Genomic DNA, 21,310 nt, shown 5'->3' with positions numbered 1-21,310 from the left:
CTCAGTGTAGGACGAGGGCCCGAACGGCTCAGCCGTCCATCCGGTAGAACCGCCAGAACGGGTGCTCGATGCCCAGGACGGTGGTGTTCACGAAACCCGCATCGGCGGCCCACGCGCGCACCGTAGACGGTCGCAGGACGGTGCCGTTCGCGGTGCCCGTGCCCTCGGCCATCGTCGCCGGCAGGCAGTGCAGCACGCTGAAGGCGTAGTTCAAGCGTTCGAGGAAGTCGCCTCGGCTGCCGAAAGCCTCCGCGACCCGCTCATCGCCGACGAGCACCGCCCCGGTCTCGGCGAGCACGGCGCGGGCAGCCTCCAGCGCCTGCCGCGGTTCGTTCATGTCGTGGAGCGCCTCGAAGATCGTGACGAGGTCGACGGGCGCGCCCGTGAGCGCAGCGAGTTGCCGCCGATCGGTCGCGTCTGCATTCTCGAATCGCAGCCGACCGCCGAGCCCCAGCTCGGCGGCGAGGAGGCGCGCCTCGGCGATGGACGCATCGTCCAGGTCGACTCCCACGACCTGCGCGCGCGGGAACAGCCGCGCGAGCGCGACCGAGGACCATCCTGTCCCGCAACCCAGGTCGAGGATGAGGCCGCCGTCGCGCAGGCGCTCCGTGATGTCGGGCATCCAGGCGAGCCAGTCGTCGAGGTCGCTGACGAATCCCGGCCGGTTGAGCTGCTGCAGCCCATGGCGGACTCCGGCTCCGAACGTCCCGTATGACACGCCCTCACCCGTGGCGGCGGCCGCCACCACGGCCTCGAAGGCGCTGGCCGTGCCGCTGAACATGGTCGCCGCACCCATGGCGTACGCCGGACTCTCGGGCTCCAGCAGCACCGCCGCATGCCCGGGCGGAAGCATGAAACGCCGGCGGTCGGGCTCCGCTGCGGCGTCGTCGACGTCGAGCAACCCGGCCGCCGTCTGCTGCTCGAGCCACTCCCGCGCGACCCGCCGGTGGATGCCCGCGGCCTGAGACAGCTCGAGCGGGTCGACGCTGCCGCGGGCCAAGACCGCCTCATAGAGGCCGAGGCGCCGCCCGAACTCGATCGTCAGCAGCTCGAGAGCGGGGGCCAGGGACTCGATCAATCGATCGGCGAGCTCGCCCGCAGCCGACGCCGCGGAATCGGCTGCGGCTCGTTGTGCATTCTGTTCACTCATGCCGCCAGTCAACTCCCCGACGCTCCGGTTGTCATCGCGCGAATCCGCCATACCGGATGGCCGGATCAGGCCATCCTGCCTCGCCGAGAGTGTCACCGTGTCCCGATCCTCTGGAGCCGCCGGCGCCGGACGGCGATCCAGGTCGCGTCCGCACGTGCGACGACCGATTGGGAACGGTCGATCAGCACCGCTGACGTCTCGTACCTCCGCCCGCGCTGCTCGCGCGTCCAGCTGTAGACGACCAGGTCCTCCCCGATGCGGGGGCGACGCTCGACGGCTGCCGTGATCGTCCCCAGAAGGCACAGCGTTCTCGACCCCAAAGCAGCCGCAGGATAGCTCGTGCAGTCGATCGCTCCCCATATGGCCTCGATCGGCGCCGCGCCCCCCACCGAGTCGCGTGCGCCCACGACCCATGGGGCGGCGAGCAGATCAGGGCGATCCGGCACCGGCCCGGGCGTGACGTGCATGCCATCGACGCGTCGGGGACCGCACACCACACAGTCGGAGAGCGCATGGCGCACGTCGGCGAAGGGATGCGCGTCGCGCGCGAGCAGCGCCGCGCCGTAGTCGGGCGCCGGCGGCTCGGGTGCGCCGGAGAGCCGGCCGGGGTGCGCTTCCGCCACCAGCGTGCGGCGTCGCAGGACGCGGCATCCGGCACCTTCACCGACCACGTCCAGGCGACGACCGAGTGGTATCGGCCGACGGAGGACAACCGTCACCGTGTCGGCATCGATATAGCGCGCCATCGCGCCTGCGGCGAAGCCGCCGTTGGCGAAGCGACGTGGACCGTTGAGACGCCGGTCGATGAGCAGGTGACCGGATCTCGCCGGTCCGGGCAGCTCATACGCCGCGTCAGTGGGGTCGAGCGAGACGGAACTGAGTCTGCCGACGTCGTCAGCCAAGCCAAGGGTCGAGGTGTCGAGTGATGTCATGCCTGCGAGTCAAGCCGGGCGCCCGCTTCGTCCGCGTCGCCCCGACGGGCCATCGTCCATGACCGGAAGCGGCCATTCTGGAGCAGCGCGGGGGCTCAGAGCATGCCGAGCTCCCGCGCGAAGGCACGCGTACGGTCCGCCATCGCCGCCGGCACCTCGGCGACCGTGAAGTGACCGCCTTCGTCGAGTCGCTCGAAGGTGCGCAGGTCGCGATAGAACCGGCGAGCGAGCGACTCGGGGTAGTCGGCCTCGTGGCGCTGGATGAAGACCGCGGCCGGCACGCCGACCGGCGGAATGGCATCGGGCTGGTCGGCGCCCTCGTAGTACGGCCGGAACGATGACCCGATGCTCTGCGTGACCCAGTAGATCATCGCCTCCGTGAGGATCCGTTCGCGCGAGATGCGCCCCTCGATGAGCGCCGGATCGCCTGGCGGCGTGTCGCTCCACTCGACGAGCTTCTCGGTGAGCCAGGCGAGCAGGCCCGCGGGTGAGTCGTTGAGCGCCGCCGCAAGGGTGTCGGGGCGGGTCGCCTGCACGTGGCCGTACGCGCCTTCGGTGACGTGGTCGGCGGCAAGACGTTCGAAGAACGCGACTTCGTCCGGCTCGGTCAGCGTCTCCCGCTCGGCGCGGGACGGGAAGTGCGCGTGGGTGGCGATAGTTCCGATGATGTGATCGGGATTCCGCGCCGCCAGCAGTTCGTTGACATTGGCCGAGACGTCCTCGCCGTAGGTGATGTAACGCCGGTAGCCGAGCACCTCGGTCATCAGCGCGTGCATGGTCTCGGCCAGCCGCTGCTCCGTCACGAGGCCCTCCGCGTACGCGCTCGAGAACCCGAAGCCCGGAAAGCTCGGCACCACGACGTGGAAGTCGCGCAGCAGGGCGGCGAAGTCGAGCTGCAGCGCGAAGGTGTGCGGCCAGCCGTGCATCACCAGAAGGGCGGGCGCATCAGCGCGCTCGGAGCGCAGATGAGCGAAGTGGATGACGGCATCGCCGATCGGGGCGGTGAACTGCGGATGCCGGTTGAGCCAGGCCTCACGCTCGCGCCAGTCGAAGCGCTGCCAGGAATCGACGAGCTCGCGCAGATAGCCGGCGGTCATACCGGCGGGTGGTCGGTGTGGCGAGTCGTCCAGAAGCCGCGTGCGGGCCAGCCGCTCCCGCAGATCGTCCAGTTCGGTGTCGGGGACGTGTATCTCGAAGGGCTCGATGCTCACCCGGTCAGGCTACGAAGGGGCTCCGACAATCCCGCCTGCGAGAGCCGCCTCCATCGCCTTGCGCGCCCGCGCGAACGTCGGGGCCCCTCTGTTGGCGAGCGCCGAGGAGGTCGTTCCGGTGACCGGGTCGTGCCGGCTGACCACCGTGACGCCATGGTCCCCGCCCGCGAGCAGGAGGTGGTCTCCTTCGAGCCAGATGCCGCGTCCATAGCCCATGCCCTCGTCGGCATCCGGCGTGACCGGTTGGATGGCCAGCGCGACGAGCTCGGGCGGCAGCATGCGGCCTGCCACCAGACCCAGCCAGAACCGGTGAAGGTCTGCGCCCGTGGAGTACGCGCCGCCGTCGCCCGAACCGAGGACCGGCAGGGCGAAGACGTTCGACCGACCGTCGTCCAGGTAGCCGACCGCCGTCCCCGGCGGAAGCAGGTCGGAGCGGAAGAATCCGGATGCCGCCATCCCGGCAGGCCCGAACACGCGGCGCGCGACGAGGTCGGCGAACGGCACGCCCGAGACACGTTCCGCGATCACGGCGAGCACGACGTACCCGCCGTTGCAGTACGAGAACCGCTCGCCGGCCGCGAACTTCGTCGGGAATCCATCGAGCATCGCGAGATAGGCCGGCGTCGAATCGAGCTGCTGCGCCGGCACCGACAGCGGCGCCAGCGCATCGACCTCTTCGTCGAGGTAGTCGCCGATGCCCGAAGTATGGGTCAGCAGGTGGTCGATCGTGACGTCATCGGCGACGAGCGGCAGATCGTCGCCCAGCACTTCGCGTGCGCGCGTCTGCAGCGACAGGCTTCCGTCGGCGACGAGAGAGAGCAGGCTGACCGCGGTGAAAGTCTTGGTCCCGCTGGCCAGTCCGAACCGCGTCTCCGGAGTGTTCGCGACGCCGGCGGTGCGATCGGCGATCCCCGTCGCCCACTCCCCCAGTACATCCGTGCCGCGACGGACGCTCAGCACTCCGCTGAAGTCATCGAGGTCGGGAACGAACTCGTCCATGCGTCAGCCCCTTGCCGGGCGCGTCGTCAGGCGCTCTTGCGCTTCTGCCGCAGGACGAGCGTCGGAGTCGCCCCCTCCTCGACAGCTGCCCGCGTGATGACGACCTTCTCGACGTCGTCCGACGACGGGATCTCGAACATGATCGGCCCGAGCACGTCCTCGAGGATGGCGCGCAGGCCACGGGCGCCGGTCTTGCGCTCGACGGCGAGCTCGGCGATGGCCTCGAGCGCTCCGGAGTCGAACTCCAGGGTCGCGCCGTCGAGCTCGAACATCCGCTGATACTGCTTGACCAGCGCGTTCTTCGGCTCGGTGAGGATCTCCATGAGCGCTTCGCGATCGAGCGGCGAGACCGAGGCCACGACGGGAAGCCTGCCGATGAATTCGGGGATGAGCCCGAACTTGTGCAGGTCTTCGGGCTGGACCTCGCTGAAGAGGGTGAGATCGTCGCCCTTGTTGTGCAGCGGAGCACCGAACCCGATGCCGTGCTTGCCGACCCGCGAGGAGATGATGTCTTCGAGCCCGGCGAAGGCGCCGGCCACGATGAACAGCACGTTCGTGGTGTCGATCTGGATGAACTCCTGATGGGGGTGCTTGCGGCCGCCCTGCGGCGGGACCGATGCGACCGTTCCCTCGAGGATCTTCAGCAGCGCCTGCTGCACGCCCTCGCCCGAGACATCCCGCGTGATCGACGGGTTCTCGGCCTTGCGGGCGATCTTGTCGACCTCGTCGATGTAGATGATGCCGGTCTCGGCGCGCTTCGTGTCGAAGTCGGCGGCCTGCAGGAGCTTGAGGAGGATGTTCTCGACGTCCTCACCCACGTAGCCGGCCTCGGTGAGCGCCGTCGCGTCGGCGACCGCGAAAGGCACGTTGAGCCGCTTCGCGAGGGTCTGCGCGAGATAGGTCTTGCCGCAGCCCGTGGGACCGAGGAGCAGGATGTTGCTCTTGGCGATCTCGACCTCGTCGGCGCGCTGCTCGGCGGACTGGATCGTGCCGTGAGCCCGGACTCGCTTGTAGTGGTTGTACACGGCGACCGACAGCGCGCGCTTGGCCGCGTGCTGGCCGACGACGTACTCCTCGAGGAAGCCGAAGATCTCGCGGGGCTTGGGCAGATCGAAGTCGGTGACCACGCCGGTGGTGGACTCGGCCATGCGCTCTTCGATGATCTCGTTGCACAGCTCGACGCACTCGTCGCAGATGTAGACGCCGGGTCCTGCGATCAGCTGCTGCACCTGCTTCTGGCTCTTGCCGCAGAAGGAGCACTTGAACAGGTCGGCGCTCTCACCGATGCGTGCCATGAGGCTCCCTCTCGAAGCGCGGGGGCGGGCCCCCGGATGTCCTCCGAGCCTAATCGCTCCCGGCGACATGGGGTGGGATTGCGACACGCGTTGTGAACGAGCCCCGTTCCGCCCACAGCGAAGCCCCGCCGCCCGGGAATCGGGACGACGGGGCTTCGAGGCTCCGCTACTTCGTCAGCGCGGCGGGCGTGCGCTTGCGCGTGGTCAGCACCTGGTCGACGAGACCGTACGTGACGGCTTCCTCGGCCGAGAGGATCTTGTCGCGGTCGATGTCCTTGTTGACCTCTTCCGGCGTCCGGAAGGTCGAGTGCTTCGACAGCGTCTGCTCGAGCCAGCTGCGCATGCGCATGATCTCCTGCGCCTGGATCTCGATGTCGGACGCCTGACCGTGACCGGCCTCGCCCATGGCGGGCTGGTGGATCAGGATGCGGGCGTTCGGCAGCGCCAGGCGCTTGCCGGGCGCACCGGCCGCGAGGAGCACGGCGGCCGCCGAGGCGGCCTGGCCCAGCACGACCGTCTGGATCTGCGGCGAGACGTACTGCATCGTGTCATAGATCGCCGTCATGGCCGTGAACGAGCCGCCGGGCGAGTTGATGTACATGATGATGTCGCGGTCGGGGTCCTGGCTCTCGAGCACGAGCAGTTGGGCCATGACGTCGTCTGCCGAGGCATCGTCGACCTGGACGCCCAGGAAGATGACGCGGTCCTCGAACAGCTTGTTGTACGGGTCCTGGCGCTTGTAGCCGTAGGCCGTGCGCTCCTCGAACTGCGGGAGGACGTAGCGGCTGCCGGGCATGTGGAGCGCCTGGGCACCCTGGGTTCCGAAGGTGGGGGTCTGCATCAGGTTTCTCTCTCTTTCGCCTTCGGTGCGATCAGCCGGCGGTTCCGCCGCCGCCGATGACGTCGGTCGCGGATTCGCGGATGTGGTCGACGAAGCCGTACTCGAGGGCTTCCTCGGCGCCGAACCAGCGGTCACGGTCGCCGTCGGCGTTGATCTGCTCGACCGACTTGCCGGTCTGGGCCGCCGTGATCTCGGCGAGACGCTTCTTCATGTCGAGGATGAGCTGCGCCTGCGTCTGGATGTCGCTGGCCGTGCCGCCGAAGCCGCCGTGGGGCTGGTGCAGCAGCACGCGCGCGTTCGGCGTGATGTAGCGCTTGCCCTTCGTGCCTGCGGTGAGCAGCAGCTGGCCCATCGACGCGGCCATGCCGATGCCGACGGTCACGATGTCGTTCGGGACGAACTGCATGGTGTCGTAGATCGCCATGCCGGCCGTGATCGATCCGCCCGGCGAGTTGATGTAGAGGTAGATGTCCTTCTGCGTGTCCTCGGCGGCGAGAAGGAGGATCTTCGCGCAGATCTCATTCGCGTTCTCATCGCGCACCTCCGACCCGAGCCAGATGATGCGGTCCTTCAACAGCCTGTCGAAGACGCTCGTGGCGACAAGTGGTTCGGCCATGTGTACTCCTGATTCCGTGGTCGTGCATCGAATCTACCGGCGCGCAATGATCGACCCGCGCGTGTTCGCCCTGGGCAGATCGGCGCGCCGCAGACGAAGAAGGGGACGGATGCCGCGGCATCCGTCCCCCGTCGCTGCGGGCAGCTACTACTCCTTGTCGGCGGCCGCCTTCTTCTTGGCGGGCGCCTTCTTGGCGGGCTTCTTCTCGGCCTCCTCGGCCTCGATCACGTCGTCGGCGTCGGCCGCGGCATCCGCGATCTCCTGAGCGTCGGAGACGACCTCGGCCTCAGCCTCGGCCTCGTCCTCGACGGCGACGAAGCCGGTGAGGTCGACCGGGTTGCCGTTCGTGTCGACGACCTTGACCTTGCCGAGCGCGACGGCGAGAGCCTTGTTGCGGGCGACCTCGCCGACCATGGCGGGAAGCTGGTTGCCCTGCTGCAGCGCGTTGACGAACTCCTGCGGAGCCATGCCGTACTGAGCGGCCGACTGCACGAGGTACTGCGTGAGCTCGTCCTGCGAGACCTGGACGTTGACCTTCTCGGCGATGGCGTCGAGCAGCATCTGCGTCTTGAACTGCTTCTCGCTGGCCTCGGTCACCTCGGCGCGGTGCTCGTCGTCTTCCAGGCGACCCTCGCCCTCAAGGTGCGTGTGCACCTCGGACTCGATGAGCGCCGGCGGAACCGGGATCTCGACCTGCTCGAGCAGCGCTTCGATCAGCTTGTCGCGCGCGGCGGAGCCCTGCGTGAACACCGACTGCTGGCCGACGCGGTCCTTCAGGCTGTCGCGCAGCTCGGCGATCGTGTCGAACTCGCTCGCGATCTGCGCGAACTCGTCGTCGGCCTCGGGCAGCTCGCGCTCCTTGACGGCCTTGACACTCACGGCCACCTCGGCCTCTTCGCCCGCGTGGTCGCCGCCGACGAGCTTCGAGCGGAACGTGGTGTCCTCACCGGCGGTGAGCGACTCGATGGCCTCGTCGATGCCCTCGAGCAGCTCGCCCGAGCCCACCTCGTAGGAGACGCCGTCGGCGCGGTCGATCTCGGCGCCGTCGATCGTGGCGACGAGGTCGAGCTCGACGAAGTCACCCGTGGCGGCGGGACGGTCGACGGTGACGAGCGTGCCGAAGCGGCCGCGCAGGCGGTCCAGCTCCTCATCGATGGCCGACTCGTCGACCTCGACGGCGTCGACCTCGACGGTCGTGCCCTCGAAGGCGGGGAGGTCGAACTCGGGACGGACGTCGACCTCGATCTCGACCTGCAGGTCACCCGAGAAGTCCTTGTCGGACGGCCACTCGGTGACCTCGGCGTTGGGGCGGCCGAGCACGCGCAGCTCATTGGCCTCGACGGCCTGGCGGTAGTACGTGTCCAGGCCTTCGCTGACCGCGTGCTCGAGGACCGCGAGGCGGCCGACGCGCTGGTCGATGATCGGCGCCGGGACCTTGCCCTTGCGGAAGCCGGGGATCTGCACGTCCTGCGCGATGTGCTCGTACGCGTGAGCGATGCTCGGCTTGAGCTCCTCGGGCGTGACCGTGATGTGCAGCTTCACCCGGGTCGGGCTGAGCTTCTCGACGGTGCTGTTCACCATGCCTGTTCGTTCTCCTCTATCGGACCGCGCGCGTGCGCGGCGGAAGGTCTGGGTCGGAATTCTGGGAGTGCCGTGATGTCGGGGCGACAGGATTTGAACCTGCGGCCTCCCGCTCCCAAAGCGGGCGCTCTACCAAGCTGAGCTACGCCCCGGGCGGGTTCGCACGACGCACGTGCGCCCATCTTGTGCTCCGAAAAGCACAGTGGCCCCGAGAAGTCTAGCCGACGCGCCCGGTTGCCGACTGCGCGCGCTCCCCCGGGCCCCGCCGCGGCGGTTCGGGACTGCGCGAACATTCCATTAGACTTGTGGATGCCGCGGCCCGCCGCGGCATCCGGACTCCGGCGGAACCCCGCCGAATTCGGGGCTGTAGCTTAGTGGTAAAGCCTCTGTCTTCCAAACAGATGATGCGAGTTCGATTCTCGTCAGCCCCTCCACGAATGAAACCCCTGGGACTTCCCAGGGGTTTCGTGCGTTACGGCCGTCCGATCAGAACGGCAGCAGCGGGTCGACCGCGATCGCGACGAAGATCAGCGTCAGGTACGTGATCGACGCGTGGAACACGCGCATCGGGCGGGCCTCGGTGCCGCGGACGGCGCGGTTGTAGAGGCGGTGCGACTCGTAGATGAACCAGCCGCCGAAAACCAGCGACGACACCGCGTAGACGACGCCCATGTCTGCCACCGGGATGAGCAGCAGCGAGCAGGCGACAGTGGCCCACGCGTACAGGATGATCTGCAGGCCGACCTGCGAGCCGTTGCGCGTGGCGCCGAGCATCGGCACGTGCACCTCTTCGTACTCCTCCTTGTACTTCATCGACAGCGGCCAGTAGTGCGGCGGCGTCCAGAGGAAGACGAGGACGAAGAGGATCACGGGCGGCCACGCGAGCGAGCCGGTGACGGCCGTCCAGCCGATCAGCACGGGGAAGCAGCCGGCGATCCCGCCCCACACGATGTTCTGCTCGGTGCGGCGCTTGAGGATCATCGTGTAGATCACGACGTAGAAGAAGATGGCCGCGGCCGAGAGCGTGGCAGCGAGCCAGTTCGTCGTGAGCCACAGCCACACGGTCGAGCCGACGGCCAGCGTCCACGCGAACACGAGCGCCCCGCGCGGCGAGACCTCGCCGGTGACGAGCGGACGGTTCACCGTGCGCTGCATGTGCGCGTCGATGTCGCGGTCGAGGTACATGTTGAACGCGGCGGCGGAGCCGGCACTGGCAGTGCCGCCGATGACGGTGGCGAGGACCAGCCAGAGGTTCGGCAGACCGCCCTCGGCGAGGATCATCACCGGAACGGTCGTGACCAGCAGCAGCTCGAGCACGCGGGGCTTCATGAGCGCGATGTACGCGCGGACGGTGCGTCCGAAGCTCTGGCGGGACTCGCGCGGTGCTCGGGCGGATGCCTCGGCCCGAGCTGTCGTCGTGATGTCCATCGCCCCCGCAATCGCTGCCCGCAGAATCACTCAAGTCTATGGCATCCGGCGAGCTCGCCCCGGCGTGCGGCGGCCCTCACAAACCCCGCCCGCCCGGCGTGAGAAGAACGTCACTCCGGCGACACGGCCGTGACATGCAGAGGGAGAGCGCTTTCGCAAGACTGCGTCACACAAAGGTTCACATGGCCGGGGCAACATACCCCTTCGCTATGCTGAGACCACTCGCGCGCCCCGCGCCGATCCCCCCTCATCCATCCGGACAAGGGCAGCGGACTGGCTTGTTCGGGCGCAACCTCCAGGAAAGGCGGCCCGGTGTCGGATCTGCGTTGGGATGAAATCGATGGGCGCGCGGTGGACACCGCGCGCGTGCTGGCAGCAGACGCCGTGGAGAAGGTCGGCAACGGCCACCCCGGCACCGCGATGAGCCTCGCTCCGGCGGCCTACCTGCTCTACCAGCGCGTGCTGCGCCACGACCCCGCGGACACGCACTGGGTGGGGCGCGACCGCTTCATCCTGTCGGCGGGCCACTCGTCGCTCACGCAGTACGTGCAGCTGTACCTCGGCGGCTTCGGCCTCGAACTCGACGACCTGAAGGCGCTGCGCACGTGGGGCTCGCTCACGCCGGGTCACCCCGAGTTCGGCCACACCGACGGCGTCGAGATCACGACCGGCCCGCTCGGACAGGGCCTTGCGTCCTCCGTCGGCTTCGCGTACGCCGCCCGCTACGAGCGCGGCCTGTTCGACCCGGAGGCGCCCGCGGGCACCTCCCCGTTCGATCACCACATCTACGTCATCGCCGGCGACGGCGACCTGCAGGAGGGCGTGACGTCCGAGGCGTCGAGCCTCGCCGGTCACCAGGGCCTGGGCAACCTCATCGCGATCTACGACTCCAACCAGATCTCGATCGAGGACGACACCAACGTCGCTTTCACCGAGGACGTCGCGGCTCGCTACGAGTCCTACGGCTGGCACGTCCAGACCGTCGACTGGAAGAAGAGCGGCGAGTACGTCGAGGATGTCGCCGAGCTCTACGCCGCCATCGAAGCCGCCAAGGGCGAGACGGACAAGCCGTCCCTCATCGTGCTGCGCACCATCATCGGCTGGCCGTCGCCCGGCAAGCAGAACACCGGCAAGATCCACGGCTCGGCGCTCGGCGCCGACGAGCTCGCCGCGACCAAGAAGGTGCTGGGCTTCGACCCCGAGCAGTCCTTCGTCGTTGCCGACGATGTGATCGCGCACACGCGCTCGCTCAAGGAGCGTGCCGCTGAAGATCGCGCCGAGTGGCAGCAGGCCTTCGACGCGTGGGCCGCGGCCAACCCCGAGCGCAAGGCGCTGTTCGACCGCCTGCAGGCCGGCGAGCTGCCGGACGGCGTCGACGCGGCGCTGCCCGTCTTCGAGGCCGGCAAAGAGGTGTCCACGCGCGCCGCGTCGGGCACCGTCATCAACGCCCTCGCCGCCGAGCTCCCCGAGCTGTGGGGCGGATCGGCCGACCTCGCCGAGTCCAACCTCACCACCATCAAGAACGCCAAGTCGTTCATCCCGGCGCAGTGGTCGACCCACGAGTGGTCGGGCGACCCCTACGGCCGCGTGCTGCACTTCGGCATCCGCGAGCACGCCATGGGCGCGATCGTCAACGGCATCGTCCTGCACGGCCCGACCCGGGCCTTCGGCGGCACGTTCCTGATCTTCAGCGACTACATGCGCCCGTCGGTGCGTCTGGCCGCGCTGATGGACATCCCGTCGATCTTCGTCTGGACCCACGACTCGGTGGCCCTCGGCGAGGACGGCCCGACCCACCAGCCGGTCGAGCAGATCGCCACGCTGCGTGCGATCCCGAACTTCGCCGTCGTGCGACCCGCCGACGCGAACGAGACGAGCGTCGTCTGGCTCGAGCTCCTCCGCCGCCGCAGCGGCCCCGCGGGCATCGCGCTCACCCGTCAGAACATCCCCGTGTTCGCACGTGGAGAGGGTGAGGCATCCGGTGACGAGTTCGCCTCCGCCGCGAACGCGGTCAAGGGCGCCTACGTCCTGGCCGAGGCTCCGGGCGGCACCCCGGACGTGATCCTCATCGCGACCGGCTCCGAGGTCCAGCTCGCCGTCTCGGCGCGCGAGACCCTGGCCGCCGAGGGCGTCAACGCCCGCGTCGTCTCCGCCCCGTCCCTCGAGTGGTTCGCCGAGCAGGATGCCGCGTACCGCGAGTCGGTGCTTCCGGCGTCCGTCACCGCCCGCGTCTCGGTCGAGGCCGGCTCCGCGCTGTCGTGGCGCGGCATCGTCGGAGACAAGGGACGCTCGGTCGCGATCGACCACTTCGGCGCTTCGGCCGACTACAAGACCCTGTTCCAGAAGTTCGGCATCACCGCCGACGCCGTCGTCGAGGCGGCACGCGAGACCCTTAAGGACAACGCATGAGCACCCCCACCGAACAGCTCGCCGCCGCCGGCGTGAGCATCTGGCTCGACGACCTGTCGCGCGACCGCATCACGTCCGGCAACCTCGCGGAGTTGATCCGCACCCGCACCGTCAGCGGTGTGACGACGAACCCGACCATCTTCCAGGGCGCGATCGGCGGCGGCGGCCACGCCTACGCCGCACAGATCGCCGAGCTCGCCGGAAAGGGCGCGGGCGTCGACGAGGCGATCTTCGCCGCGACGACCGACGACGTCCGTGACGCGGCCGACATCTTCCGTCCGGTCTACGACGCCACCGCCGGCGTGGACGGCCGCGTGTCGATCGAGGTCTCCCCCGACCTCGCCCACGACACCGACGCGACCATCGCACAGGCCAAGGAGCTGTGGGCCACGGTCGACCGCCCGAACGTCCACATCAAGATCCCCGCCACCAAGGCCGGCCTCCCCGCCATCACCGCCGTGCTGGCCGAGGGCATCTCGGTGAACGTGACGCTCATCTTCAGCCTCGAGCGCTACGCCGAGGTCATCGACGCGTACCTGTCGGGCATCGAGCAGGCGAAGGATGCCGGGCACGACGTCTCGACGATCCACTCGGTCGCATCGTTCTTCGTCTCGCGGGTGGACACCGAGGTCGACAAGCGCCTCACCGCGATCGGCACGGACGAGGCCACCGGACTGAAGTCGCTCGCCGGCGTCGCCAACGCGCGCCTCGCCTACGAGCTGTTCGAGCAGGAGTTCGCCTCCGAGCGGGCGACCGCCCTCCTGAACGCCGGCGCCAACGCGCAGCGCCCGCTGTGGGCGTCGACCGGCGTCAAGGACCCGGCACTCCCGGACACGCTCTACGTGACCGAGCTCGTCGCCCCCGGCACCGTCAACACGATGCCCGAGAAGACCCTCGAGGCGACCTTCGACCACGGCGTGATCGCCGGCGACTCGATCTCGGGCGCCTACGCCGGAGCTCACGAGGTCTTCGCCAAGCTCGCCGCCGTCGGCGTCGACTTCGCCGACGTCACCCAGACGCTCGAGGACGAGGGCGTCGAGAAGTTCATCGCCTCGTGGCACGACCTGCAGGGCACGGTCAAGACCGCGCTCGAGAACGCCCCCGAGGCCGCACGATGAGCTTCGACATCCACCTGAGCGGCCACGTCAAGTCGGTCGTCGAGGAGACCCTGCCCGGTCTGGTGTCGAGCCTCGTCGCCTCGGGCATCACCGCGGGCGACGGATCCCTCTGGGGTCCCGATGCCGAGGAAGAGGCGTCCAAGCGTCTCGGCTGGGTGGAGGCGGTCACCGTCTCGCGCCCGCTCGTGCCGCAGATCGAGGCACTCCGCCAGGAGCTCGCTGCGAAGGGCGTCACGCGTGTCGTCCTCGCCGGCATGGGCGGCTCGTCGCTCGCTCCCGAGGTCATCGCCCAGACGGCCGGCGTGCCGCTGGTGATCCTCGACTCCACCGCTCCCGGCCAGGTGCTGGCCGCGCTCGACGGCGACGCCCAGGCGGGCGACCTTTCGAAGACCGTGCTGGTCGTCTCGTCGAAGTCGGGCGCGACGGTTGAGACCGACTCCGCAAAGCGCGCCTTCGAGGCCGCCTTCCGCGACCTCGGCATCGACCCGCTCGAGCGCATCGTCGTCGTGACCGACCCCGGTTCGCCCATGGACCAGGCCGCGCGCGCCGACGGATACACCGTCTTCAACGCCGACCCCACCGTCGGCGGCCGCTACTCGGCGCTCACCGCGTTCGGCCTCGTGCCGACGGGTCTGGCCGGCGTGGACATCGACGAGCTTCTCGACGAGGCCGAGGCGACCCTCCTCGAGGTGGCCATCGACAGCCCCGACAACCCGGCGCTGGTGCTCGCCGCGGCGATCGCCGGTGGCGAGCCCCGCCGCGACAAGCTCGGCCTCGTGACCGACGGCACGCACATCATCGGCCTGCCCGACTGGATCGAGCAGCTCGTCGCCGAGTCGACTGGCAAGGAGGGCACCGGCATCCTGCCCGTCGTCCTTCTCCCCGTGTCGCCCGAGGTCGAGAACAAGCCCGCCGACCTGCAGATCGTGCGACTGGTCGACGAGGCCAAGCAGTTCCACCTCTTCGAGCACCACACCGACGAGATCCTGATCAGCGGCTCGCTCGGCGCGCAGTTCGTCGTGTGGGAGTACGCGACGGTGATCGCGGGCAAGATGCTCGGGATCAACCCGTTCGATCAGCCGGATGTCGAGTCCGCGAAGATCGCCACCCGTGGCCTTCTGGACGCACGACCGGAGCAGGCCGCTCCGGCCTTCACGGTCGAAGGCGTCGAGGTGCGGGTCTCAGACCCCGCCCTGGCCGCCAGCGGAACGGTCGCCGGCGTGCTCGACGCACTGTGGGCGCGCCTGCCCGAGGACGGCTACGTCGCGATCCAGGCGTACGTCAACCGACTCGAACTGGACCAGCTCCAGGGACTGCGAGAGCTCGTGGCCGCCGACTCCGGTCGCCCGACCACGTTCGGCTGGGGCCCCCGGTTCCTGCACTCGACCGGGCAGTTCCACAAGGGCGGTCCCGCCAACGGCGTGTTCCTGCAGATCCTCGAGCAGACCGACGTCGACCTCGAGATCCCGGAGCGCCCGTTCACGTTCGGCCAGCTCATCCAGGCTCAGGCCGCCGGTGACGCGAGCGTTCTCGCCGAGCACGGCCGGCCCGTCGTCACCCTCACTCTCACCGACCCCCGCATCGAAGTGCTCTCGCTCTTCGAAGCGGCCCAGTAGGAGACCCCTCCCCCGATGACTGTCGAGATCTCGCGCGGGCAGAACCCCCTGCGCGACCCGGAAGATCGACGCCTCAACCGCATCGCGGGACCGAGCGCGCTCGTCATCTTCGGCGTGACGGGAGACCTCTCCCGCAAGAAGCTGATGCCTGCCGTCTACGACCTCGCGAACCGCGGGCTCCTTCCTCCCGGGTTCGCCCTGGTTGGGTTCGCCCGGCGGGACTGGGAGGACCAGGACTTCGCGAAGGTCGTGTACGACGCCGTGCGCCAGTACGCCCGCACCGAGTTCCGCGAGGAGACCTGGCAGCAGCTGCTGCAGGGCATCCGGTTCGTCTCGGGCGAGTTCGGCGATGCCGAGGCGTTCGCGCGTCTCCGTGACACCGTCGAGAAGCTCGACGTCGAACGCGGCACGATGGGCAACCACGCCTACTACCTGTCGATCCCGCCGCGCGACTTCGCCCTCGTGGCGCAGCAGCTGCGGGCGTCGGGACTGGTGGACGACACCGCCGACCAGCCCGATCGCTGGCGACGCGTGGTGATCGAGAAGCCGTTCGGGCACGACCTCGCATCGGCGCGGGAACTCAACGACGCCGTGAGCTCGACGTTCCCGACGGACTCGATCTTCCGCATCGACCATTACCTCGGCAAGGAGACGGTCCAGAACATCCTGGCGCTGCGCTTCGCGAACGAGCTGTACGAGCCGCTGTGGAACCGCAACTACGTCGATCACGTGCAGATCACCATGGCCGAGGACATCGGCGTGGGCGGACGCGCGGGCTACTACGACGGCATCGGCGCAGCGCGCGATGTCATCCAGAACCACCTCCTGCAGCTGCTGGCCCTGACGGCGATGGAAGAGCCCATCTCCTTCGACGCGAAGGAGCTGCGCGCCGAGAAGGAGAAGGTGCTGGCCGCGGTGACGCTGCCCGACGACCTCTCCCGCTCGACCTCCCGCGGACAGTACGCCGGCGGGTGGCAGGGCGGCGAGAAGGTGCTCGGGTTCCTCGACGAGGACGGCATGAACCCGCAGTCCACGACCGAGACCTACGCCGCGATCACGCTCGAGATCAATACCCGGCGCTGGGCCGGCGTGCCGTTCTACCTGCGCGCGGGCAAGCGTCTCGGCCGTCGCGTCACAGAGATCGCCGTCGTGTTCAAGGCCGCGCCCGAGCTGCTCTTCACGCGCAACCAGACCTCCGGTCAGGGGCAGAACGCCCTGGTCATCCGCGTGCAGCCCGACGAGGGCGTCACGATCCGGTTCGGTTCGAAGGTGCCGGGTGCCGGCGCGCAGGTGCGCGACGTCACGATGGACTTCGGCTACGGCCACGCCTTCACCGAGGACAGCCCGGAAGCCTACGAGCGCCTCATCCTCGACGTGCTCCTCGGCGACCCGCCGCTGTTCCCCCGCCACGAAGAGGTCGAGCTCTCCTGGAAGATCCTCGACCCGATCGAGGAGTTCTGGTCGGCTCAGGGCGGCCCGCTCGAGCAGTATTCACCCGGGTCATGGGGCCCGGCATCCGCGGACGAGATGCTCGCCCGCGACGGACGAAGCTGGAGACGCCCGTGATCGTCGATCTTCCCGACACCACCGTCAGCAAGATCTCCCGCGCGCTCGTGAGCGTCCGGGAGGAGGGCGGCGCCGTCGCGCTCGGCCGTGTGCTCACCCTCATCATCGTCACCCGTGAGGGTGCCGCCGAAGAGGTCATCGAGGCGGCCAATGACGCCTCGCGCGAGCACCCCATGCGCGTCATCGTGCTCATGATCGACGGCGACTCGGCAGAGACTCGCCTCGACGCGCAGATCCGTGTGGGCGGCGACGCCGGGGCCAGCGAGGTCATCACGCTGCGCATCTTCGGCGAGGCAGGTCGCTCGAACCTCGAGAGCTTCGTCACCGGCCTGCTCCTGCCCGATGCCCCCGTGGTCGTCTGGTGGCCGAACAAGACGCCCGAGTCGATCTCGAAGACCTCGATCGGACGCATCGCCCAGCGGCGCATCACCGACGCGGCGACGAAGTCCGACCCGTCGTCGTGGGTCGCCTCGCTCGGCGAGCAGTACGCACCCGGCGACACCGACCTGGCGTGGACCCGGCTCACCCGCTGGCGCGAGCAGCTGGCCGCCATCCTGGATCAGCCGCCGTACGAGCCCGTCACGGCCGTGCGGGTGCGCGGTGCGGCGGACTCGCCCTCGACCGCGCTGCTCGCAGCGTGGCTGCGCCTGGCCCTGGACGTCCCGGTCGACTGGGCCTACCTCGACGCGGAAGAGTGGCCGCACGGCATCAAGTCGGTCACTCTGGTGCGCCCGAGCGGCGAGGTTCTGCTCGAGCGTCCGAGCTCCGCGGCAGCCATCCTGACGCAGCCCGGTCAGCCCAGCCACGAGCTGGCGTTCCCGCGACGCACGCTGCGCGAGTGCCTGGCGGAAGAGCTCCGTCGCCTCGATCCCGACGTCCTGTATGGTCGAGTGATCACCGAGGGCTGGGAACTGCTCGACCCTCCGGCGACGAAGGAGACGCACAGCGCATGACGGTTCTGCGGACGAGTGAGCGTCATGGTTGAGGCTTGGGCCGAGAAGCGCGTGGTCATCAGCCAGGATCCCACCTCGCTCGCCGAATCCGTCGCCGCACGCTTCCTCAGCCGCGTCGCGAAGCGCGTCGCAGAGGGCAAGCTCGCCCACATCTCGCTGACCGGCGGGTCGATGGGGTCCGGCGTGCTCGCGGCGGCAGCCCGGAACCCTCGGGTCGCGGAGATCGACTGGTCGCTCGTCCACTTCTGGTGGAGCGACGAGCGATTCGTCCCGCGCGCCGACGCCGATCGCAACGAGAAGCAGGCGCGCGCGGCGCTGCTGGACGCGCTCGAGATCCCGGCGGCGAACATCCACGCCCCTGCCGCCAGCGGCGAGGGCGCCGATCTCGACGCCGCGGCGGCGGCCTACGCCGACGAGCTCGCGCGCTTCCCCGGCTCGGAAGGCGCCTGGCCGTCGTTCGACGTCTGCTTCCTGGGCGTCGGCCCCGATGGGCACATCGCCTCGCTGTTCCCCGATCGCCCTGAGATCCAGATCACCGATCGTGCGGTCGTCGCCGTGCGCGACTCCCCCAAGCCCCCGCCCGAGCGGGTCACGATGACGCGTCCCGTCATCAACAGCTCGAAGCGGGTGTGGATGGTCCTCTCCGGTGGCGACAAGGCCGCGGCCCTCGGCTTGGCCCTTGCCGGAGCCAGCTACGCGAGCGTGCCCGCAGCGGGCGCCAAGGGCCGCAAGCGCACGGTGTTCTTCGTGGACGAGGCCGCCGCCGCCCAGGTGCCGCCGGACCTCATCGATCGCGAGTACTGACCGGGCAAGACCAGGAAACGCAGAAGAGCGGATGCTCCCCACGTCCTCTCCACGCATCGCTACGCGCTGCGCGGAGCCTCTGGACGCGTGGGCCCAGCATCCGCTCTTCTCTCTTGTCTGAGTCGCTCAGCCCTGGCCGCGACGGTCGCGCAGCTGCTGGAGGGCGTCGTCGAGAAGGGCGTCGGCCTCTTCTTCGGTGCGACGTTCCTTCACGTAGGCCAGGTGGGTCTTGTAGGGCTCGGTCTTGGCGAGAGCCGGCGGATTCTCCTTGTCGCGACCTGCGGGCAGGCCCGAGTGAGGCGAGTCGATCGTCTCGGGGATCTCCTCTTCGGCGATCCCGGCCGCGAAGTAGCGGACGGTCTCGTTGCCGAGGGCATCCCAGTACGACACCGCCACGCGATCGGCGTGGAAGCCGTGGTCCTGCTCGCCCATCGGGCCGGCACCGACACGGGTGCCGCGGATCGCGTTGCCGCCGGTCGCCATCAGAGCGCCTGGAACTTCGTGATGAGGCCCAGCGCCACGATCGCGACGAACCACGTCAGAGCGAGGATCACCGTGAACCGGTTGAGGTTGCGCTCAGCGAGTCCGGACGAGCCCAGCGCGGACGTCATGCCGCCGCCGAACATGTCGGACAGGCCGCCGCCGCGCCCCTTGTGGAGCAGGATGAGGAGGGTCAGCAGGAGGCTCGTGATACCGAGGAGCACCTGCAGGACGAACTCGAGGATCTGCACAGTCGTTGAAGCCTTTCGCCGCGATCAGTCGCCGATCGCACAAGGGTCGAGTATACCGGTCAGACGCCGACGTGCTTCTGGTACCGGATGATTGCCGCGAACTCGTCCGCGACCAGGCTCGCGCCGCCCACCAGGGCGCCGTCGACATCGGGCTCGCGCATGAAGCTGGCGATGTTCGAGGACTTCACCGATCCGCCGTACAGCACGCGGGTTCGTGCCGCGGCATCCGCTCCGAGCTTGTCGGCGATGACGTCGCGCAGCTTGGCACAGACCTCCTGCGCCTGGTCGGGCGTCGCCGCCTGGCCGGAGCCGATCGCCCACACCGGCTCGTACGCCACGACGATGTCGGCATCCGCCTTGACACCCTCCAGCGCGGCCTGCAGCTGCCCGACGGGAACGGCGCTCGCGCCGAACTTCTCGAGGTCCTCCGCGGTCTCGCCGACGCAGATCACAGGCACGAGGCCGTGCTTGAGCGCGGCCTGCACCTTGGCGGCCACGATGTCGTCGCCCTCGTGGTGGTATTCACGACGCTCGGAGTGCCCGATGATCACGTAGGTGTTGTCGAGCTTCTTCAGGAACGCGCCCGACACCTCGCCGGTGTACGCGCCCGAGTCGTGCGCCGAGACGTCCTGCGCGCCCAGGGCGAACGGGATCTTGTCGGCGTCGAGCAGGGTCTGGACCGTGCGCAGGTCGGTGAACGGCGGGAAGAGCGCGGTCTCGACCGAGCCGTCCTCGTGCTTGGCATCCTTCAGAGTCCAGTGCAGCTTCTGGACGAACGCGACCGCCTGGAGGTGATCGAGGTTCATCTTCCAGTTGCCTGCGATGAGAGGGGTGCGAGTTGTCACTGCCAACCGAGGATCTCCAATCCGGGAAGTTTCTTGCCCTCGAGGAACTCGAGGCTTGCGCCTCCGCCCGTCGAGATGTGGCCGAACTCGTCGTCGGTGAATCCGAGCTGACGAACGGCTGCGGCGGAGTCGCCGCCGCCCACGACGGACAGGCCGTCGACGTCGGTGAGTGCCTGCGCGACGGCCTTCGTGCCCGCAGCGAACGGTGCCAGCTCGAACACGCCCATGGGCCCGTTCCAGAACACCGTCTTCGAGTCGCGGATGAGCTCCGCGAACCGTGCGCCCGTCGCGGGACCGATGTCGAGGCCGAGGCCCGAAGCCCCGAAGGGTGTCTCCTCGATCGCGTCAGCAGGCGTGATGACGTGCTCCGCGTCCGCCCCGAACTTCGAGGCCACGACGACATCGGTCGGGAGGACGAGCTCGACGCCCGACTCCTCGGCGATGCGCATGTACTCGCGCACGGTGTCGAGCTGGTCGGCTTCGAGCAGGCTGGAGCCGACCTTGTGTCCCTGCGCGGCGAGGAAGGTGAACAGCATGCCCCCGCCGACCAGGATGCGGTCGACGCGGGGCAGGAGGTGCGAGATGACCCCGAGCTTGTCACTGACCTTCGAACCGCCGAGGACGACCGTGTAGGGCCGCTCGGGGTTCTCGGTGAGGCGGTCGAGCACGTCGAGCTCGGCCGCGATCAGCTGTCCGGCAGCCGACGGCAGGATCTCGGCCAGTTCGTAGACCGAGGCCTGCTTGCGGTGCACGACGCCGAAGCCGTCCGAGACGAGGGCATCGCCGAGCTCGGCGAGCTGCTCGGCGAAAGCGCGCCGCTCCCCCGCATCCTTCGACGTCTCGCCGGCGTTGAAGCGCAGGTTCTCGATGACCGCGACCTCGCCGTCCTCGAGCGCTGCGACGGCGTCGTGCGCCGATTCGCCCACCGTGTCGCGCGCGAACGCGACCGGCTTGCCGAGGAGCTCCGACAGCCGCTGCGCCACGGGCGCGAGGCTGTACTTGGGGTCGGGTGCCCCGTCGGGACGACCGAGGTGAGAGCAGATGACCAGGCGGGCACCCTCGTTGATGAGGGCGTTCAGCGTGGGAAGGGATGCCCGCACACGGCCATCGTCCGCAATGACCGCGTCCTGGAGAGGAACGTTGAGGTCACAGCGGACGATGACGCGCTTGCCTGCGAGCGAACCCAGCGATTCGAGGGTGCGCAGAGTCATGGTG

At 69.1% G+C, this 21,310-nt stretch carries 19 protein-coding genes and 2 tRNA genes; 7 read left to right on the top strand and 14 right to left on the bottom strand.

All coding sequences use genetic code 11. From position 1 onward, the window contains the following. Positions 1–28: 28 nt before the first annotated feature. The 9 genes from ASD56_RS08615 to ASD56_RS08575 all read right to left on the bottom strand — a co-directional run bounded on the left by ASD56_RS08615 (position 29) and on the right by ASD56_RS08575 (position 8,777). Positions 29–1,150 (bottom strand): class I SAM-dependent methyltransferase, encoded by a 1,122-nt coding sequence (locus tag ASD56_RS08615; protein ID WP_082541428.1) that lies wholly within the window; start codon positions 1,148–1,150, stop codon positions 29–31. Between the two features lie 92 nt (positions 1,151–1,242). After that, positions 1,243–2,082, bottom strand: a complete 840-nt coding sequence (locus ASD56_RS08610) for a hypothetical protein (RefSeq protein WP_055964298.1) — start codon at positions 2,080–2,082, stop codon at positions 1,243–1,245. Positions 2,083–2,177: 95 nt separating this feature from the next. Beyond that, positions 2,178–3,293, bottom strand: coding sequence for an epoxide hydrolase family protein (locus tag ASD56_RS08605; protein WP_055964295.1), 1,116 nt, complete (start codon positions 3,291–3,293; stop codon positions 2,178–2,180). Positions 3,294–3,302: 9 nt separating this feature from the next. Then, entirely contained in the window at positions 3,303–4,292 is a 990-nt protein-coding gene (locus ASD56_RS08600) for a serine hydrolase domain-containing protein (protein WP_055964292.1), read from the bottom strand. 26 nt (positions 4,293–4,318) lie between these two features. Next, positions 4,319–5,587, bottom strand: coding sequence for an ATP-dependent Clp protease ATP-binding subunit ClpX (gene clpX, locus ASD56_RS08595; RefSeq protein ID WP_055964289.1), 1,269 nt, complete (start codon positions 5,585–5,587; stop codon positions 4,319–4,321). A gap of 166 nt (positions 5,588–5,753) precedes the next feature. Further along, positions 5,754–6,428 (bottom strand): ATP-dependent Clp protease proteolytic subunit, encoded by a 675-nt coding sequence (locus ASD56_RS08590; RefSeq protein WP_055964286.1) that lies wholly within the window; start codon positions 6,426–6,428, stop codon positions 5,754–5,756. A gap of 31 nt (positions 6,429–6,459) precedes the next feature. Next, the gene (locus ASD56_RS08585; protein ID WP_055964283.1) at positions 6,460–7,044 is read right to left on the bottom strand and encodes an ATP-dependent Clp protease proteolytic subunit; all 585 of its coding nucleotides are present in this window, start codon (positions 7,042–7,044) and stop codon (positions 6,460–6,462) included. Between the two features lie 147 nt (positions 7,045–7,191). After that, a complete protein-coding gene (gene tig, locus ASD56_RS08580; RefSeq protein ID WP_055964280.1) occupies positions 7,192–8,625 on the bottom strand; it encodes a trigger factor in 1,434 nt (477 codons plus the stop codon). 78 nt (positions 8,626–8,703) lie between these two features. Beyond that, a tRNA-Pro gene (locus tag ASD56_RS08575) sits at positions 8,704–8,777 on the bottom strand. Positions 8,778–8,985: 208 nt separating this feature from the next. Between ASD56_RS08575 and ASD56_RS08570 the strand changes: the two genes are divergently transcribed. Next, a tRNA-Gly gene (locus ASD56_RS08570) sits at positions 8,986–9,059 on the top strand. Positions 9,060–9,111: 52 nt separating this feature from the next. Here ASD56_RS08570 and ASD56_RS08565 read toward each other — a convergent pair. Beyond that, complete coding sequence (locus ASD56_RS08565) at positions 9,112–10,053, bottom strand: heme o synthase (protein WP_055964277.1); 942 nt, start codon at positions 10,051–10,053, stop codon at positions 9,112–9,114. Between the two features lie 312 nt (positions 10,054–10,365). On the opposite strand from ASD56_RS08565, the gene tkt reads away from it, so the two are divergent. From tkt to pgl, 6 genes are read left to right on the top strand one after another with little or no spacing between them, the layout of a single operon-like run. Then, positions 10,366–12,462, top strand: a complete 2,097-nt coding sequence (tkt, locus tag ASD56_RS08560; RefSeq protein WP_055964274.1) for a transketolase — start codon at positions 10,366–10,368, stop codon at positions 12,460–12,462. After that, the gene (gene tal, locus ASD56_RS08555) at positions 12,459–13,580 is read left to right on the top strand and encodes a transaldolase (protein ID WP_055964272.1); all 1,122 of its coding nucleotides are present in this window, start codon (positions 12,459–12,461) and stop codon (positions 13,578–13,580) included. The genes tkt and tal overlap by 4 nt, the downstream gene beginning before the upstream one ends. Further along, positions 13,577–15,196, top strand: a complete 1,620-nt coding sequence (locus tag ASD56_RS08550) for a glucose-6-phosphate isomerase (RefSeq protein ID WP_055964269.1) — start codon at positions 13,577–13,579, stop codon at positions 15,194–15,196. Before tal ends, ASD56_RS08550 begins: the two co-directional genes overlap by 4 nt. 15 nt (positions 15,197–15,211) lie before the next feature. After that, a complete protein-coding gene (zwf, locus tag ASD56_RS08545; RefSeq protein ID WP_055964266.1) occupies positions 15,212–16,762 on the top strand; it encodes a glucose-6-phosphate dehydrogenase in 1,551 nt (516 codons plus the stop codon). Next, positions 16,759–17,715, top strand: a complete 957-nt coding sequence (locus ASD56_RS08540; protein WP_055964263.1) for a glucose-6-phosphate dehydrogenase assembly protein OpcA — start codon at positions 16,759–16,761, stop codon at positions 17,713–17,715. Before zwf ends, ASD56_RS08540 begins: the two co-directional genes overlap by 4 nt. A gap of 24 nt (positions 17,716–17,739) precedes the next feature. Further along, positions 17,740–18,519, top strand: a complete 780-nt coding sequence (gene pgl / locus ASD56_RS08535) for a 6-phosphogluconolactonase (protein WP_055964260.1) — start codon at positions 17,740–17,742, stop codon at positions 18,517–18,519. 126 nt (positions 18,520–18,645) lie between these two features. On the opposite strand, the gene ASD56_RS08530 is transcribed toward pgl, so the two are convergent. Genes ASD56_RS08530 through ASD56_RS08515 form a run of 4 tightly spaced genes read right to left on the bottom strand, consistent with a single transcriptional unit; the run spans position 18,646 to position 21,306 of the window. Continuing rightward, complete coding sequence (locus ASD56_RS08530; RefSeq protein WP_055964257.1) at positions 18,646–19,002, bottom strand: RNA polymerase-binding protein RbpA; 357 nt, start codon at positions 19,000–19,002, stop codon at positions 18,646–18,648. Then, on the bottom strand, positions 19,002–19,250 hold the full coding sequence (secG, locus tag ASD56_RS08525; protein WP_055964254.1) for a preprotein translocase subunit SecG: 249 nt from the start codon (positions 19,248–19,250) through the stop codon (positions 19,002–19,004). The genes ASD56_RS08530 and secG overlap by 1 nt, the downstream gene beginning before the upstream one ends. A gap of 59 nt (positions 19,251–19,309) precedes the next feature. Further along, entirely contained in the window at positions 19,310–20,101 is a 792-nt protein-coding gene (tpiA, locus tag ASD56_RS08520) for a triose-phosphate isomerase (RefSeq protein ID WP_055964251.1), read from the bottom strand. After that, positions 20,092–21,306: a phosphoglycerate kinase gene (locus ASD56_RS08515; RefSeq protein ID WP_055964249.1), complete on the bottom strand. Its 1,215-nt coding sequence runs from the start codon at positions 21,304–21,306 to the stop codon at positions 20,092–20,094. The genes tpiA and ASD56_RS08515 overlap by 10 nt, the downstream gene beginning before the upstream one ends. Between the last annotated feature and the right edge of the window lie 4 nt (positions 21,307–21,310).

This window comes from Microbacterium sp. Root166, from assembly GCF_001427145.1.
In the GTDB taxonomy this organism is placed as follows: Bacteria; Actinomycetota; Actinomycetes; order Actinomycetales; family Microbacteriaceae; genus Microbacterium.
The sequence above is the reverse complement of the archived record's forward strand: the minus strand, read 5'-3'. Positions and strand labels throughout refer to the sequence as shown.

What these genes read in the sequence shown, in the direction of transcription:
- ASD56_RS08530 (WP_055964257.1), bottom strand. Translation starts at nt 19,002, where the DNA reads ATGGCGACCGGCGGCAACGCGATCCGCGGCACCCGTGTCGGTGCCGGC.
- ASD56_RS08565 (WP_055964277.1), bottom strand. Translation starts at nt 10,053, where the DNA reads ATGGACATCACGACGACAGCTCGGGCCGAGGCATCCGCCCGAGCACCG.
- clpX (WP_055964289.1), bottom strand. Translation starts at nt 5,587, where the DNA reads ATGGCACGCATCGGTGAGAGCGCCGACCTGTTCAAGTGCTCCTTCTGC.
- ASD56_RS08550 (WP_055964269.1), top strand. Translation starts at nt 13,577, where the DNA reads ATGAGCTTCGACATCCACCTGAGCGGCCACGTCAAGTCGGTCGTCGAG.
- pgl (WP_055964260.1), top strand. Translation starts at nt 17,740, where the DNA reads ATGGTTGAGGCTTGGGCCGAGAAGCGCGTGGTCATCAGCCAGGATCCC.
- tig (WP_055964280.1), bottom strand. Translation starts at nt 8,625, where the DNA reads ATGGTGAACAGCACCGTCGAGAAGCTCAGCCCGACCCGGGTGAAGCTG.
- ASD56_RS08585 (WP_055964283.1), bottom strand. Translation starts at nt 7,044, where the DNA reads ATGGCCGAACCACTTGTCGCCACGAGCGTCTTCGACAGGCTGTTGAAG.
- zwf (WP_055964266.1), top strand. Translation starts at nt 15,212, where the DNA reads ATGACTGTCGAGATCTCGCGCGGGCAGAACCCCCTGCGCGACCCGGAA.
- ASD56_RS08590 (WP_055964286.1), bottom strand. Translation starts at nt 6,428, where the DNA reads ATGCAGACCCCCACCTTCGGAACCCAGGGTGCCCAGGCGCTCCACATG.
- ASD56_RS08515 (WP_055964249.1), bottom strand. Translation starts at nt 21,306, where the DNA reads ATGACTCTGCGCACCCTCGAATCGCTGGGTTCGCTCGCAGGCAAGCGC.
- ASD56_RS08600 (WP_055964292.1), bottom strand. Translation starts at nt 4,292, where the DNA reads ATGGACGAGTTCGTTCCCGACCTCGATGACTTCAGCGGAGTGCTGAGC.
- ASD56_RS08610 (WP_055964298.1), bottom strand. Translation starts at nt 2,082, where the DNA reads ATGACATCACTCGACACCTCGACCCTTGGCTTGGCTGACGACGTCGGC.
- tal (WP_055964272.1), top strand. Translation starts at nt 12,459, where the DNA reads ATGAGCACCCCCACCGAACAGCTCGCCGCCGCCGGCGTGAGCATCTGG.
- ASD56_RS08615 (WP_082541428.1), bottom strand. Translation starts at nt 1,150, where the DNA reads ATGAGTGAACAGAATGCACAACGAGCCGCAGCCGATTCCGCGGCGTCG.